Source organism: Caballeronia cordobensis, from assembly GCF_001544575.2.
In the GTDB taxonomy this organism is placed as follows: domain Bacteria; phylum Pseudomonadota; class Gammaproteobacteria; order Burkholderiales; family Burkholderiaceae; genus Caballeronia; species Caballeronia cordobensis.
Genome location: NZ_FCNY02000006.1, coordinates 279,781 through 294,667 on the forward strand (window position 1 = coordinate 279,781; position 14,887 = coordinate 294,667).

Sequence of the window (14,887 nt, forward strand, 5' to 3'; positions counted from 1 at the left end):
GAAAGACAGGGAGCATGTCGTGCCTGTGTCGGAAGCCGCGTTGACTCGCAGTGTAACGCCGTCTGCCGATGAAACGACAAGGCCGGCGCGCGTGCGGCCGGCCTTGCTGTTCCGATGCGGTTTGCTCAAGCCCAGTGCGCGGGGACCCATACCGCGCCGACGAAATGGCCCGGAATCCAGATCGCGCGGCGCGGCACGATGTAGACCGTCTTGACCGGCGGCGGGGGCGGGGCGACGTACACGGTCTTGACCGGCGGCGGGGGCGGCGCAACGTACACGGTCTTGACCGGCGGCGGGGGCGGCGCGACATACACGGTCTTGACCGGCGGCGGAGGCGGCGCGACATACACGGTCTTCGCGGGCGGCGGCGGAGGCGGCGTCACCACGACCGTCGACGAAGCCGGCGGCGGCGTCACCACCACGGTCGTCGAAGGCGGCGGGGGCGGCGGCACGATCACGGGCGCGGCGATCACCGTGGTGCCCGTGACGACCGGCGCCGTCGCGACCGCAACCGTCGTGCTCGATGTCACCGTGCCGCCGCCGACGACCGTCGTGCTATGCGAGCCGTTCGTGACCGTCGCGGTGCCGGAAGTCGTCACGACGCCCGGCGCCACGCTGGTTGCGCTGCCCGAATGCGTCACGCTGCCGCCGTTCGCCGTGTTGACCGTGCCGGAGCGGTTGCAGGTGTAGCCCCCGCAATTCGTCGCTGCTGAGTGCGTCGACGTGTTGCCGTTCGGCCCCGTCACCGAGCCCGACGACGTGTACTGGCCGGGCGCGGTGCGCGTCACGGTATCGCTGCCGGTCGCGGTCTTGCCGTTCGGGCCGGTCGCGCTGCCGGTGTGTGCGCAGCTGCCATTGGCGCAGCTCGTGTCGCCCGCGTGCTGCACGGAGCGGCCATTCGGGCCGTAGGCCGTGCCGGAGTTGGAGAACTGGCCCGGCGCGGTGCGCGTGACGGTGCCCGAATTCGTCGCCACGCGGCCCCACGGATTTTCGACGCCGCCCGCATGCGAGCAGCTGCCGCCGCCGCAGGAGCCGAAGTGCGCGCCCTGATATTCGCCGCGGCCCGTGTAGGCCGTGCCGCCGCGCGCCCAGCCGGCGAACGCGGAACTGCTGCACAGCGTGAGGGCGGCGGCCGCGGCGATCACGAGCAGATGACGCGCGCGGCGCTTGCCGGAATTCGCGCCGGAGGAAGACGCAACGCGGACGTTTGAAGCGAAAGTCGATTCGTTTTTCACGGGATGTCCTTCTCGGTTCCTTAGGCCACGTTGCGTTTCGAGTGGCGACGGAAGTGACTATAAATAAAGCCCCCGGTGAAGTCCCGCCGTAACTTATTTCAAGTCATGTCACGCGCGCTTAGCCTTGCCGCACAAGGCGTTGCGGGATTTCGACGCGAGCGCCCGCGGACCGTCGCGACATGAATCGGCGCATTGCGTCACACTCATGGCTGCGCTTCGCCTCATTCTTCACAACAAACGACATCACCATGCCAACGTCCACTCCGGTCAAGGTCGCCGTCCTCGACGACTATCAGAACGTCGCGCTTTCCATGGCCGACTGGTCGCCGCTCGCCGGGCGCGCCGACATCACCGTATTCAACGATCACGTTTCCGGGCGCGACGCGCTGCTCGAACGCCTGCGTCCGTTCGAGATCGTCTGCGCGATGCGCGAGCGCACGCCGTTCCCGCGCGACCTCATCGAGCGCCTGCCGAACCTCAGGCTGATCGCATCGACGGGCGCGGCGAACGCATCGATCGATCTCGATGCGGCGGCCGAACGCGGCGTGGACGTGCGCCACACGGGCTATGCGTCCACGCCGACGATCGAGTTCACATGGGCGCTGATTCTCGGGATGATGCGCCACGTGCCCGCCGAAAACCGCTCGCTCAAGGACGGCGGCTGGCAGACCATGGTCGGCACGGAGCTGGCGGGCAAGACGCTCGGACTGCTCGGTCTCGGGCGCGTGGGCTCGGCGGTCGGCGCGATCGGCCGCGCGTTTCGCATGAACGTGATCGCGTGGAGCCAGAACCTCACGCGCGAGCGCGCGGAAGAAAAGGGCGCGCAACTCGTGGATAAGGACACGCTCTTCGCGACCTCCGACGTGCTCTCGATTCACGTGCGTCTGAGCGAGCGCACGCATCATCTCGTCGGCGCAAGCGAGTTCGCGCAGATGAAACCCACGAGCCGTCTCGTGAATACCTCGCGCGGGCCTATCGTCGATAGCGCGGCGCTCGTCGCCGCGTTGCGCTCGGGCACGCTCGCGGGCGCGGCCATCGACGTGTACGACGAAGAACCGCTCGCCGCCCACGATGCGCTGCGCTCGCTGCCCAACGTGCTCGCCACGCCGCATATCGGTTATGTGTCGGAAGAGCTGTATCGCACGTTTTATGGCGATACGGTGCGCAATATCGTCGAATGGCTGGACGCGCGCGATGCCTGAATCACATCAGGCAGGCGGCAGCAGCGAAAAGAGCGTCTCGATGGACGTGCTCGCGCGGCGCTTGCCGTCTGGGCGTCCCAGAGCGAGATCCATGACCGCGAGCCCGACGACGAGCGCGTGCACCATCGACACATGCTCTTTCGTGACGGCAAGGCCCATTGCTTCGAGCATGCGCGTGATGCGCACCGCGACGCCTTCGGCCAGTTCGCGAAAGAGATTGCGGATGGTCGGCTCCTCGTCGGCGGCTTGCGCGAGCGCCATCAGCACGCGGGTGTTCTCGTGGCGCATCGCGACGTTGGCGATCGATGCGGCCGTGATTTTCGGCGACGTTTCGCCCGCGAAGGCATCGACGGCGGCAAGCTGGCCGTCGATCGCGGCGCGCGCGACGGCTTCGATCAACGCAAGACGCGTCGGGAAATAGTAGGTCAGATGGCTTTGACGCATGCCCGCGCGCGCCGCCACGCGCGGTTGCGTGAAGCCCGAATAGCCTTCTTCGCGCAATGTGGCGAGCGCGGCGTCGAGTATGCTTTGTCGGCGATCCTGCACGGGACGTGATCCGCAATTTGGTTGATTTACCAACCTTAGCCTGAGCGATGCACGTCGTCAACCCGAAGGCGGCTGCGGGTTATGCGCGGGGTTCGTATCGTACTTGCGGATATCCAGGATCGCCTCGCTTGCAAGCGCGCGAAGATCGGCTTCGAGCGCGTCGGCGAGCGCCTTGTCATAGACTTCATCGCCATTCACGTAGAGCGTGAACGCTTCGAGATATTTCGCTTTTTTCGCGGGATTTTCGATGGTTTCGCGTGTCCACCGATAGAGCGGATAGTGCTCGACGCCATCGCGCTCCGCTTGCGCCACGTAATCGGCGAAGGCGTCGTACTGACATTTCATTTGCGCATCGTGCCTGATGAGCAGCGCATTGATCGGCGCGAGCTTTTCGTGGGCGGGATCATGGCGCGCGAGTGCCGCATGCTCGGGCGCGAGCCGGATTCGAACCTGGTATTGCCACGAGTCGGTCATGATGTCCTTTCAGGGTTGAAAGCGATTGAACGCGCGCCTGCGGATCGGGCGATTCATGCACTACACTTCCTCTCGCATCGCGAAGCAGTCCGGCCATCGACGTTCATCATTGCGGGCGACGAACAAGCGGAGGGTAACGATGAGTCTTCGGCATTCGATGTATTGCGCATGTTGCGATACCGCGCCGGGCAGCGCAAGCCGCCGCGCCTTTCTCGCGCTCGCGGGCCAGAGCGCTGCCGCGCTCGCGCTGACTCCCCGCTTCGCGTACGCCGATGGCGACGTGCCCTCCATCCCCTACGATTCCGTTCCCGATCCGGTGCGCCTGCCGCGCGATGTGTACTTCGGCGAATGCTCCGGCGTCGCGCTGAATTCGGCGGGTCATATTTTCGTGCTATCGCGCGGCAATAGCACGGGGCCGGCCTATGGCGCGGCCGCAGCCCAGTTGCTCGAATTCGACCGCAATGGCCGCTTCGTGCGCGAGATCGGGCATAACCTGTATGCGTGGTCGTTCGCGCATACGGTCAAGGTGGACCGGCAGGACAACGTCTGGGTCACCGACAAGGGCTCGGACATGATCATCAAGTTCACGCCGGAGGGGCGCGTGGCGATGGTGTTCGGCCGCAAGCAGGAAGCATCGGACGAAGAGACCGCGCCGCTCAAACATCCGAATCCGCCGTTGCCATCCGAGCCCGGCCGCTTCCGCCAAGTGACCGATGTCGCGTGGGATGCGGCGGGCAACACCTATATCAGTGATGGCTATATCAACTCGCGCGTCGCGAAGGTCGACCGCGACGGCAACTGGCTGAAGTCCTGGGGCGAGCGCGGCAAGGGGCCGGGGCAGTTTCATACGCCGCATAGCATTGCCGTCGATGCGAACGGCATGGTCTATGTCGCCGATCGCAGCAATCGCCGCATTCAGGTGTTCGACGGCGAAGGCAATTTCCAGCGCCAGTTCACGATCGACGTGCCCGTGCCGCCCGATGCGCGGCCGGCAATCGGCAACATGCCCGATGAAGCGGCGATTGCGGCGGGCACGTTCGCGCCGGGTTCGCCGTGGGCCATTTGCATATCGCCGGGACCGAACCCGGTGTTGTATTCCGCCGATGCGTTTCCCGGGCGCATCTACAAGTTATCGCTCGATGGAAAATTGCTCGGCGTGCTCGGACGATCCGGCAAGCAGCCGAAGCAGTTCGGATGGATTCATGAAATGGCGTGTCCGTCCGAGAACACCTTGTACGTTGCCGAGTTGCTGAACTGGCGCGTGCAGAAACTCGTCTTGCACGCGTGAGTTTGCATTAACCGTTCGCCGCGAGCCGATGGCATTTTGCATGCGTGATGCTGCATGCAATCGCCATATCAGCCGCCGCGCGCAAGCCCGGTTTCCATCGCGACGCCGTTCCACAGATGCATCGCCGCATAGGCGCGCCACGGCCGCCAGCGTTCGATGTGGGCGCGCTGCTGCGCGGGCTTGCCAAGCGATGGATCGTGTCGCGCGATGGACTGCATGAGAACGAGATCGGCGTCGGGCCACGCGTCGGGATCGCGCAGCGCGCGCATCGCCACATAGCCGACGGTCCACGGTCCGATGCCGGGCATCGCGAGCATGTCGCGTTTCAGGATGTCCGGATCGGCGCCCGGTTCATCGAGCGGCAGCGCGCCTGTCGCGACCGCCTGCGCGAAGCGCTGCACGGTCTCGATGCGCTTCGTCGGCATGCCGATTTTGTCGAGATCGGCGGCGGCGAGCTCGGCGGGCGTCGGAAAGCGCCATGCGGTGGCTTCGTGCGGATGACCTTCGATCCGTCGCCCCGCGCGCTGCACGATGCGGTTCATGATCGTCGATGCGCCTTTCACGCTCACCTGTTGCCCGACGATGGTCCGCACCACGAGTTCGAAACCGGACCACGCGCCCGGCACGCGCAAACCGGGCGCGGCTGCCACGAGCGGCGCGAGCAGCGGATCGCCGCCGAGGCATCGGGCGATCTCGCGCGGATCGGCATGCAGGTCGAACATGCGCGCGATCGGCGTGGCGAGTTCTTCCGCATGGCGGGCCGCCGCGCCTTCGACGCTCACGACAAGCCGCTGCCTGCGCGCATGCGGACGCACTTCGACAGCGCCGTCGTCGCCGCGCCAGGCGATCGCGCGCCGGTACACGCCGTCCTCGACCGACTCGACGCCCGCCGACGCGCGCCCGCCGATGAATTTCAGCATGCGTGTCCAGTCGAAAGGCCGCTTGAACGGAAGCTCCAGCGTGGCGGTCGAGGTGTCGAATGTCGAATGCATTTTGAATGCCGATTACTGCGGTGGTCGATTGCATGCGATCTTACTCTGGCAGGCGCTCATTCCCGGCTAAGTCTCGGCGGCCAGAATGCTTCACATCGGCAGCAACGAACCAGCAAAACGTCACCGCCAACCAGTCAGGAGCCGGACATGAATGCCTTTTCGATCAGCATCTTCGCCATTGTTATCGTCGCCGCGCTGGCAGCCGTCGCGCCGGTCACGCGCTATACGCAACACGAGTTCGCGGTATTGAGCGCGCATGCCGCGAGCGCGCGCAGCCAGCCTCAGCCCGCGGCGGGCAGCGGGCTCGCGGCCTGAACACCGCGCGCGGGTCAGGGGCGTTGCGCCACTTCCATCGTGCGCGCGTTCAGCAACTGCCTGAATTCCGGATCATGCGAAAGCATCTGGCGCGCGCTCGTGACGAGTTGCGGGCTGCGGTCCCATTGGTCGGAGCGCACGACGCAGCGCGCGAGCAAATCGGCGTAGACGGGATCGAGGATCTCGCTGTCCGACATCTCGGTGATCCGGGCGATGCGGACCTTCTCGCCGTGCGTGAGTCCGCGGGTGAGGCAATCGACGGTCGCGCGGTCCATGGCGGCCTGCGCCGTGTCGAAGTCCGGCGAGTGATAGAAAGAAAAGCCCGTGACGACGAGGGCCGCGCCGAGCACGAGGCATGCACTTCGGATCTTGTTCACTGTCTCCCCCGATCGAAGGCTCTGACAGCCTCACTTTCAGGGGAAACGGGCGAGCATTCTATTCGCTATCGCTCACGCCGTGGCGCTTGTTCGCCGCGCGCTTTCTGGGCGCTTCGGGCTTGACCGTCGCCAGCGTGCGCTCGGCGAGCACCGCATCGCGCTTGGATAGCAGGTGCTTGCGCAGAATGTCGCCCATGCGCCGTCCATCGCGCGTTTCGAGCGCTTCGATCATTTCTTCGTGGTCGCGAATGGCGCTGTCCCACTTCGGCGTCTGAAAGTTCGAGCGAAAGCGCAGCGCCATCAGACGCCGGTTGATCGACACGTACGTCTGACGCAAGGCCGTATTGCGCGCGGCTTCGTTGATCTTGTCGTGAATGGCCTGATTGCGGCTGTAGTAGCCGGACAGGTCGTTCTGCGCGCGGCAGGCGAGCATCGCGTAGTGCAGCGCCTTGATCTCCGCGATTTCGAGCGGCGTGATGCGCTCGCACGCCAGTTCGCCGGAGAAGGCTTCCAGCCCGCTCATCAATTCGAACATCTCGCGAATGTCGAACTCGCTCATCTGCGAGACCGACGCGCCGCGGTTCGGCGAAATCTCGATCAACCCTTCGGCGGCCAGCACCTTCAGCGCTTCGCGCAGCGGGGTGCGCGATATGCCGAGCGTCTCGCACAGCTTGCGCTCGTTGAGCTTCACGCCAGGCGCGAGCAGACCTTCGACGATAAAGCCGCGCAAGTGATCGACGACGGTGTCGTGCAGGCGCAGCCGTTCCACCTTCGGCAGCGCCGACGACATATGCGTTTCTGGCAAATCGGGATTTTGCATTCAATACCTCGAACTCGTTTTCGGCAATTTTAGCCCAGCGTAAGCGGAAAAAACCGCCAGCGGGTTATCCCTAGGCCATTCGGTCTATGTATTCCTTTACGTGCCCGGCTTGCTGCGTTATTGTATTTTGCATGCAAAATTACATTTTAAAGGACGCGGACCTATGCTGAAGCTCGACTCTCATCCTGCCGGCCGTCACTTTCTGCAGATTCCGGGGCCCAGCCCCGTGCCCGATCGCATCCTGCGGGCAATGAGTTATCCGACGATCGATCATCGCGGCCCCGAGTTCGGCGTGCTGGGCCTGAAAGTGCTCGACGGCATCAAGAAAATCTTCAAGACGAATCAGCCGGTGGTCATCTATCCGGCATCGGGCACGGGGGCATGGGAGGCGGCGCTGTGCAATACCTTGAGCCCCGGCGACACGGTGCTGATGTACGAGACCGGCCACTTCGCGACGCTGTGGAAGAAGATGGCGGAGAACCTCGGCCTGAAGCCGGAGTTTCTGGGCTTGCCGGGCATCGAAGGCTGGCGGCGCGGCGTGCAGGCCGACATGATCGAGAAGCGCCTTCGCGACGACACGCAGCACGCGATCAAGGCCGTTTGCGTCGTGCATAACGAAACGTCGACGGGCGTGACGTCCGATATCGCCGCGGTGCGGCGCGCCATCGATGCCGCGAAGCATCCCGCGCTGCTGCTGGTCGATACGATCTCCGGTCTCGCCTCGGCCGACTATCGCCATGACGAATGGGGCGTGGACGTGACCGTCTCCGGCTCGCAGAAGGGCCTGATGCTGCCGCCGGGGATCAGCTTCAACGCGGTCTCGGAGAAGGCGCGCGAGGCATCGAAACAGGCAAAGCTGCCGCGCGCATTCTGGGACTGGGCCGACATCATCGAGATGAACAAGCAGGGTTACTGGCCTTATACGCCGAATACCAACCTGCTTTACGGGCTTTCCGAAGCGCTCGACATGATCCTGAGCGAAGGGCTCGACAACGTGTTCGCGCGCCATCAGCGGCTTGCGGCGGCGTGCCGGGCGGCGGTCAACGCGTGGGGACTCGAGATTCAATGCGCGGACCCGTCCGTCTATTCGCCGGTGCTCACGGGCGTGATGATGCCCGAGGGCGTGGATGCCGACGCGGTGCGCAAGCTCATCTACGAACACTTCGACATGTCGCTCGGCACGGGGCTCGGCAAGGCGAAGGGCCGCATGTTCCGCATCGGGCATCTGGGCGATTGCAACGATCTCACGCTGATGGCCGCGCTCGCTGGTTGCGAGATGGGCCTGAAGCTCGCGGGCGTCGAACTGAAGGGCAGCGGTGTCGCGGCGGCGATGGATTATCTGACGAGCCATGTCGCGAAGCCCGCGCTGAAGGCGGCGGCATGAGCGCGGCCTTCGACGCCGACGCGCTTGCGAGGCTGTTCGTCGAGGCGCGCGCGCATCGCGCAACGCTCGATACGCTGCCGGAAGGCGCACGCCCGGCCAGCGCCGACGAAGCCTATGCCGCGCAGGAAGCGACCGTGCGATCCCTGCGCGCGGACATCGGCGGATGGAAAGTCGGCGCGAAGTCGTCCGATGGGCCGATTCAGGGCGCGCCGCTCCCCGCCGATGGCATGCATAAAACCGGCGCGCGTCTCGCGCTGGATGCGTTCGGCAAGCCGGGGCTCGAACTCGAAGTGGCATTCAGGCTCGGGCGGCGTTTCGAGCCCGGCAGCGGACCGTATCGGGATGAAGACGTGCTGGCCGCGATCGAATCGGTGCATGCGTCGATCGAAGTCGTCGCGAGCCGTTTCGCCGCGTGGCCGGATGTCGAGAAGCCCTGGCAGCTCGCGGACCTGCAGAACCACGGCGCGCTGATCGTGGGTGAGGGCGTGCCCTACGAGGCCGCGTTCCCGTTCGTGTCTCCCGCGATGACCTTCACGTTCGACGGCGCGCCGCTCTTTCAGGGCGCACCCGCGAACCCGGCGGGCGACCCGCGCCGCCTGCTCGCGTGGACGGTGAATCACAGCGTGTCGCGCGGCCTCGCCGTGGAACGCGGAACCGTGATCACGGCGGGTTCGTACACCGGCCTCGCGTTTCCCGGCAGACCCGGCACGGCGACCGGCGTCATCGAAGGCTTGCCCGCCGTCGAATTGCATTTCGCATAACGCATTCATAAGGCCACACAAGCGACGATGCTCAATTCCCCCACCGACCGTCTCGTCAAGCCGATCCATCTGATGCCCGCTTCCGCGCGTGCGCGGCTCGCCTCCGCGCCGACGCCGCTGCAAGCGCGCTTGCAGCGCGAACTGAAGGGCGATGTGCTGTTCGACCGTGCATCGCGCGGACGCTACGCCACCGATGCGTCGATCTATCAGATCATGCCGGCGGGCGTCGTCGTGCCAAAGGATCAGGACGACTTGCGCGTCGCGCTGCAGATCGCGCGCGACAGCCACGCGAGCGTGCTGGCGCGCGGCGCGGGCACCAGCCAATGCGGGCAGACGACGGGCGAGGCGCTCGTCATCGACACGACCAAGTGGCTCAACAACATCGTTCGCTTCGACAAGGACGCGCGCACGGTCACGGTCGAGCCGGGCGTCGTGCTGGATCATCTGAACGCGTGGCTCAAGCCGCACGGCCTGTGGTTTCCGGTGGATGTGTCGACGAGCGCGCAATGCACCATCGGCGGCATGGCGGGCAACAACTCGTGCGGCTCGCGCTCGATGGAATACGGGATCATGGTGCACAACGTCGATGCCATCGACGCGATCCTCGCCGACGGTCATGAAGCCGCTTTCGGCACGCTCTCGTCCATGACGGCGGATGCCCGCGTGCGCGATCTCGTCGATGGCATTCGCAGCATCGCCATGCGCGAGCAACAGGAGATGCGCGAGCGCATTCCGAAGGTGCTGCGGCGCGTGGCCGGCTATAACCTCGATCTCTTCGATTGTCAGAGCCCGCTGCCTTTCAGCGCAGACGGCGAACCGAACCTGGCCAACCTGCTCGTCGGATCGGAAGGCACGCTTGCATTCAGCCGTCAACTGACATTGAAGCTCGCGCCCTTGCCGACGCACAAGACGCTTGGCGTGGTGAACTTCCCGAGCTTCTACGATGCGATGGACATGACGCAGCACATCGTGAAGCTCGGGCCCGTCGCGGTCGAACTGGTCGATCGCACGATGATCGATCTGGCGATGTCGAATCCGGCTTTCAGGCCCGTCATCGAGAAAGCGCTGGTCGGCCGTCCGCAAGCGGTGTTGCTCGTCGAATTCGCGGGCGCGGATCGCGACATGCAGATTGCGAAGCTCGCGCAGCTCGTGGAACTGATGAGCGAACTCGGCTTGCCCGGCGCGGTCGTGCAGATGCCCGATGCCGGTCCGCAAAAGGCCCTGTGGGAAGTGCGCAAGGCGGGCCTGAACATCATGATGAGCATGAAGGGCGATGGCAAGCCGGTGTCCTTCATCGAAGACTGCGCGGTGCCGCTCGAACATCTCGCCGAATACACGAGCCGTCTCACCGAAGTCTTCAGGAAGCACGGAACGGAAGGCACGTGGTACGCGCATGCGAGCGTGGGCACCCTGCACGTGCGGCCGATTCTCGACATGCGCCGCGACGGGGCCGTCAAGATGCGCGCGATCGCGGAAGAGGCGGCGGCGATGGTGCGCGAATACAAGGGCGCGTTCTCGGGCGAGCATGGCGACGGCCTGTGCCGCGGCGAGTGGGTGGCGTGGCAATACGGCCCGCGCATCAACGAGGCGTTTCGCGACATCAAGCAGCTCTTCGATCCCGAGAACCGCCTGAGCCCGGACCGTATCGTCGCGCCGCCGAAGATGGACGATACGACCAACTTTCGCTTTCCGCCTTCGTATCGCGAGCGCGCATTGACGCCGCATCTCGACTGGTCCGCATGGAACGTCACACGCGATCCGCTGACGGGCGAGGAAGGCCCGGCCAACTCCGGCGGCGATCTGTCCGGCGGGCTCGCGAAAGCGGTCGAGATGTGCAACAACAACGGCCATTGCCGCAAGTTCGACGCGGGCACGATGTGTCCGAGCTATCGCATCACGAAGGACGAGCAGCATCTCACGCGCGGCCGCGCGAATACCTTGCGGCTGGCTCTGTCGGGACAGTTGGGCGATGACGGCCTGGCAAGCCGCGATGTAAAAGACGTGCTCGATCTGTGCGTATCGTGCAAGGGCTGCAAGCGCGACTGTCCCACTGGCGTCGATATGGCCCGCATGAAGATCGAGGCGCGGGCCGCATGGACAGCGCGTCACGGTGTGCGCCTGCGCGACCGGCTGGTGGCATTTCTGCCGCGCTATGCGCCGTATGCGAGCCGCATGCCGGCGCTCGCGCACGTCGTCGAAGAAAGCATGCCGGGCGTTGCGCGCTGGCTGAAGACGAAGATCGGCCTCGCGCCGCAGCGCGCCTTTCCGCGCTTCACGAAGCCTTTTCTGCAGAGCGCGCAGCGCACGCGAGCGGTATCGGCGAGCAAGGAAGTGCTGCTCTTCGTCGATACCTTCAACAACTACATGGAGCCCGACAATGCACGCGCGGCCAAACGCGTGCTCGAAGCCGCGGGCTATACGGTTCATCTCAACGTGAAGGCGGGCGAGCGGCCGCTCTGTTGCGGCCGCACGTTTCTCTCCGCCGGTCTCGTGGATGAAGCGAAGGCCGAAGCGCGCCGCGCGCTCGATGCGCTGCTGCCGTATGTCGAGCGCGGCGTGTCGATCGTCGGACTGGAGCCGTCGTGCCTGCTTTCCCTGCGGGACGAGTTTCTCGGATATGGCTATGGCGACGCCGCCCGGAAGTTATCGGAAGCCTCGTTCCTGTTCGAGGAATTTCTCGTGCGCGAAGAAGCGGCGGGGCGTTTGCGCCTCGCACTCAAAGCGCTCGACCGGCCCACGGCGATGTTGCACGGACACTGCCATCAGAAGGCATTCGATGCCGTGCGTCCCGTCGAGACAGTGCTCGGCTGGATTCCCGGCCTCGACGTGAAGACGATCGAATCGTCGTGCTGCGGCATGGCCGGCAGCTTCGGCTACGAAGCGGAGCATTACGACGCATCGCAGGCGATGGCGGAGATGTCGCTGCTGCCGGCCGTGCGGGCGGCGCACGATGCGCTGATCGTCGCGGACGGCACGAGTTGCCGTCATCAGATCGCGGACGGCGCGCAAAGAGAAGCGCTGCATGTTGCACGCGTGCTCGACATGGCGCTCGATGCAAAGGATTGACGGCAAGCGACAACCAGCGTTCCTTCATTCACCGAAGCACTAAAGCGGACACACGAGCCGCGACCAGGAGACAAGCCGATGACTTCACCGCGCAAACCACGCATCCGCAAACTGCGCCGCCGCACGCAGTAGCAAATAGCACGCAGTTCGAGCAACGCTCATCCGACGTACCCCACGCGAAGTTCCGCATGCCGTCACCCGGCGCCTTTGCATGACGAAGGCGTCCGGCGCACGCACGCGGCTACACCAGGAGACGATGATGTTCCGTCGAGCCACCACGCGCGTTTTGCTGCTGCTATGCGCGATGTATTTCATCACCTATATCGACCGGGTCAATGTCAGCACGGCGGCCAGCCAGTTCGGCGCCGAGCTCGGTCTTTCGCACACGCAGGTCGGTTTCGTGTTTTCCGCATTCGCCTATCCGTATCTCGTGTTTCAAATCATCGGCGGATGGGTGGGCGACCGCTTCGGGCCGCGCCGCACGCTCACGCTGTGCGCGATCATCTGGGCAGGCGCCACCGTGCTGACCGGTCTCGCGGGCGGCTTCTTCTCGCTGATCGTCGCGCGCGTGCTGCTCGGCCTCGGCGAAGGCGCGACCTTTCCGACCGCGACGCGCGCCATGTCCAACTGGATGCCCGCCGACCAGCGCGGCTTTGCGCAGGGCATTACGCATGCGGCATCGCGCATCGGCAATGCGGTGGCGCCGCCGCTCATCGTCTGGCTCATGGTCGCGACGAGCTGGCGTGGCGCGTTCATCATCACGGGCATCATCAGCTTCCTGTGGGCGGTGGCGTGGGTCTTCTACTTCCGCGACAATCCGCGCGATCATCCGCGCATTACGGAATCGGAATGCGCGACGCTCGCGAGCTACTCGGGCGTGAAGCAACGCGCGCCGGTGCCGTGGCGCACGCTGCTCGGCCGAATGGCGCCCGTCACCGCCGTGTACTTTTGCTACGGCTGGGTGCTGTGGCTCTTTCTCGGCTGGATTCCGCAGTACTTCCTGCACAGTTATCACATGCAGCTTGGCAAGTCGGCGCTGTTCGCGTCCGGCGTGTTCTTCGCGGGCGTGCTCGGCGACTGGCTCGGCGGCTCGGTGACGGACCGCATCCTGAGAAATAGCGGCAACGTGCGCCTCGCGCGCAACGTGATGGTGGGCGTATGCATGGCGCTGACGCTGCTGTCGCTCGCGCCGATCATGCTGGTCTCCAATATCTCCATCACGCTCGCCGCAGTCTGCCTGTCCGCCGGCTTCTTCTTCAACGAGATGACGATCGGTCCGATGTGGTCCGTGCCGATGGACATCGCGCCGAAGCATGCGGGCACGGCCGCCGGCATCATGAATTCCGGCTCGGCGCTCGCGGCGATCATCAGTCCGGTTCTGGGCGGCTGGCTCATCGATCGCACCGGCAACTGGAACCTGCCCTTCACGGTGTCGATGATTCTCATGGCCGTCGGCATCGTCCTCTCGTTCACGATGCGACCGGATCGCACGCTCGAGGTGGAGGAGGAAAAGGACAAGGAAAAGGACGACCCGGCGCACGGGCGCAAGTTCGTGTGACCTTGCCAGCGGAGCGGTTCTATGCATTCTGCATGCAATGAACCGCATCGAATAACGCATGCAGCATTCAATCCAAGGAGGCGATGTGGCGGAACCATCCATCCTGACCGAGCGCGACGGCGATATCGCGACGGTCGTCATCGACCGGCCCGAGAAGCTCAACGCAATGACCAAGCATCTCTGGCGCTCGCTGGGCGAAACCATCGAGACGCTGTCCGGCGACGATGCGCTGCGCTGCATCGTGCTGCGCGGCGCGGGCGAAAAGGCGTTCTCGCCGGGCAACGACATCGGCGAATTCCGCACGGATCGCGCCAATGTCGAGCAGGCGCGCAGCTACGGCGCGATCATGCATCGCACTTTGCATGCATTACGCGAATGCCGGCATCCGATCGTCGCGATGATTCACGGCATCTGCGTGGGCGGCGGCCTCGAAATCGCGGCGATGTGCGATCTGCGCATCTGCGGCGAATCGAGCCGCTTCGGCGTGCCCATCAAGAATCTCGGTCTCGTCATGGCGCATGCGGAAATGGAGGGGCTCGTGCGTCTTGCGGGACCGGCCGCCGCGCTGGAGATACTGCTCGAAGGCCGCATTTTCGACGCCAGGGAAGCGCTTGCGAAAGGGCTCGTCACGCGCATCGTCGCTGACGCGGACGTCACCGCGCACGCTTACGAAACCGCGCGGCGCATCGCGGACGGCGCGCCGCTCGTCGCGCGCTGGCACAAGCAGTTCGTGCGCCGCGTGATGGACGCGGCGCCGCTCACCGAAGCGGAACGCGACGAAGGTTTCGCCTGTTTCGGCACCGAGGATTTCCGCACGGGCTATCAGGCGTTTCTCGACAAGACCCAACCGCAATTCAAGGGGCGTTGAC

Annotated in this window: 14 protein-coding genes; 8 read left to right on the forward strand and 6 right to left on the reverse strand. The window is 65.1% G+C overall.

All coding sequences use genetic code 11. The features are described 5' to 3' along the window. Nucleotides 1–125: 125 nt before the first annotated feature. Entirely contained in the window at nucleotides 126–1,235 is a 1,110-nt protein-coding gene (locus tag AWB70_RS13890) for a hypothetical protein (protein ID WP_053571513.1), read from the reverse strand. 248 nt (nucleotides 1,236–1,483) lie between these two features. On the opposite strand from AWB70_RS13890, the gene AWB70_RS13895 reads away from it, so the two are divergent. After that, a complete protein-coding gene (locus tag AWB70_RS13895; RefSeq protein ID WP_053572095.1) occupies nucleotides 1,484–2,437 on the forward strand; it encodes a D-2-hydroxyacid dehydrogenase family protein in 954 nt (317 codons plus the stop codon). Nucleotides 2,438–2,443: 6 nt separating this feature from the next. Here AWB70_RS13895 and AWB70_RS13900 read toward each other — a convergent pair whose 3' ends face one another. After that, nucleotides 2,444–2,983 (reverse strand): TetR/AcrR family transcriptional regulator, encoded by a 540-nt coding sequence (locus tag AWB70_RS13900; protein WP_045461165.1) that lies wholly within the window; start codon nucleotides 2,981–2,983, stop codon nucleotides 2,444–2,446. 57 nt (nucleotides 2,984–3,040) lie between these two features. Further along, nucleotides 3,041–3,457, reverse strand: a complete 417-nt coding sequence (locus AWB70_RS13905; protein WP_053571512.1) for a hypothetical protein — start codon at nucleotides 3,455–3,457, stop codon at nucleotides 3,041–3,043. Nucleotides 3,458–3,596: 139 nt separating this feature from the next. Here AWB70_RS13905 and AWB70_RS13910 point away from each other — a divergent pair, with 139 nt between their 5' ends. Then, nucleotides 3,597–4,745, forward strand: a complete 1,149-nt coding sequence (locus tag AWB70_RS13910; protein ID WP_053571511.1) for a peptidyl-alpha-hydroxyglycine alpha-amidating lyase family protein — start codon at nucleotides 3,597–3,599, stop codon at nucleotides 4,743–4,745. Nucleotides 4,746–4,813: 68 nt separating this feature from the next. Here the strand turns inward: AWB70_RS13910 and AWB70_RS13915 are convergent, their stop codons facing one another. After that, nucleotides 4,814–5,737, reverse strand: a complete 924-nt coding sequence (locus AWB70_RS13915) for a DNA-3-methyladenine glycosylase family protein (protein ID WP_053571510.1) — start codon at nucleotides 5,735–5,737, stop codon at nucleotides 4,814–4,816. Nucleotides 5,738–5,884: 147 nt separating this feature from the next. Here AWB70_RS13915 and AWB70_RS39010 point away from each other — a divergent pair, with 147 nt between their 5' ends. Beyond that, nucleotides 5,885–6,052 carry a hypothetical protein gene (locus AWB70_RS39010; protein WP_167351018.1) on the forward strand — a complete coding sequence of 56 codons (168 nt, stop codon included), beginning with the start codon at nucleotides 5,885–5,887 and terminating at the stop codon, nucleotides 6,050–6,052. 14 nt (nucleotides 6,053–6,066) lie between these two features. On the opposite strand, the gene AWB70_RS13920 is transcribed toward AWB70_RS39010, so the two are convergent. Together AWB70_RS13920 and AWB70_RS13925 are read right to left on the reverse strand one after the other, a co-directional pair. Further along, nucleotides 6,067–6,429 (reverse strand): hypothetical protein, encoded by a 363-nt coding sequence (locus AWB70_RS13920; RefSeq protein ID WP_014252554.1) that lies wholly within the window; start codon nucleotides 6,427–6,429, stop codon nucleotides 6,067–6,069. Nucleotides 6,430–6,487: 58 nt separating this feature from the next. After that, nucleotides 6,488–7,249: a GntR family transcriptional regulator gene (locus AWB70_RS13925; RefSeq protein ID WP_014252553.1), complete on the reverse strand. Its 762-nt coding sequence runs from the start codon at nucleotides 7,247–7,249 to the stop codon at nucleotides 6,488–6,490. 163 nt (nucleotides 7,250–7,412) lie between these two features. On the opposite strand from AWB70_RS13925, the gene AWB70_RS13930 reads away from it, so the two are divergent. From AWB70_RS13930 to AWB70_RS13950, 5 genes are all read left to right on the forward strand, one after another. Next, complete coding sequence (locus tag AWB70_RS13930; RefSeq protein WP_053571509.1) at nucleotides 7,413–8,633, forward strand: pyridoxal-phosphate-dependent aminotransferase family protein; 1,221 nt, start codon at nucleotides 7,413–7,415, stop codon at nucleotides 8,631–8,633. Beyond that, complete coding sequence (locus AWB70_RS13935; protein ID WP_053571508.1) at nucleotides 8,630–9,394, forward strand: 2-keto-4-pentenoate hydratase; 765 nt, start codon at nucleotides 8,630–8,632, stop codon at nucleotides 9,392–9,394. The genes AWB70_RS13930 and AWB70_RS13935 overlap by 4 nt, the downstream gene beginning before the upstream one ends. A 27-nt stretch (nucleotides 9,395–9,421) precedes the next feature. Next, nucleotides 9,422–12,460 carry an FAD-binding and (Fe-S)-binding domain-containing protein gene (locus AWB70_RS13940; RefSeq protein ID WP_053571507.1) on the forward strand — a complete coding sequence of 1,013 codons (3,039 nt, stop codon included), beginning with the start codon at nucleotides 9,422–9,424 and terminating at the stop codon, nucleotides 12,458–12,460. 256 nt (nucleotides 12,461–12,716) lie between these two features. Beyond that, nucleotides 12,717–14,018 carry an MFS transporter gene (locus tag AWB70_RS13945; protein WP_053572094.1) on the forward strand — a complete coding sequence of 434 codons (1,302 nt, stop codon included), beginning with the start codon at nucleotides 12,717–12,719 and terminating at the stop codon, nucleotides 14,016–14,018. Between the two features lie 58 nt (nucleotides 14,019–14,076). Beyond that, entirely contained in the window at nucleotides 14,077–14,886 is an 810-nt protein-coding gene (locus AWB70_RS13950) for an enoyl-CoA hydratase/isomerase family protein (RefSeq protein WP_200826414.1), read from the forward strand. Nucleotide 14,887: the final 1 nt, after the last annotated feature.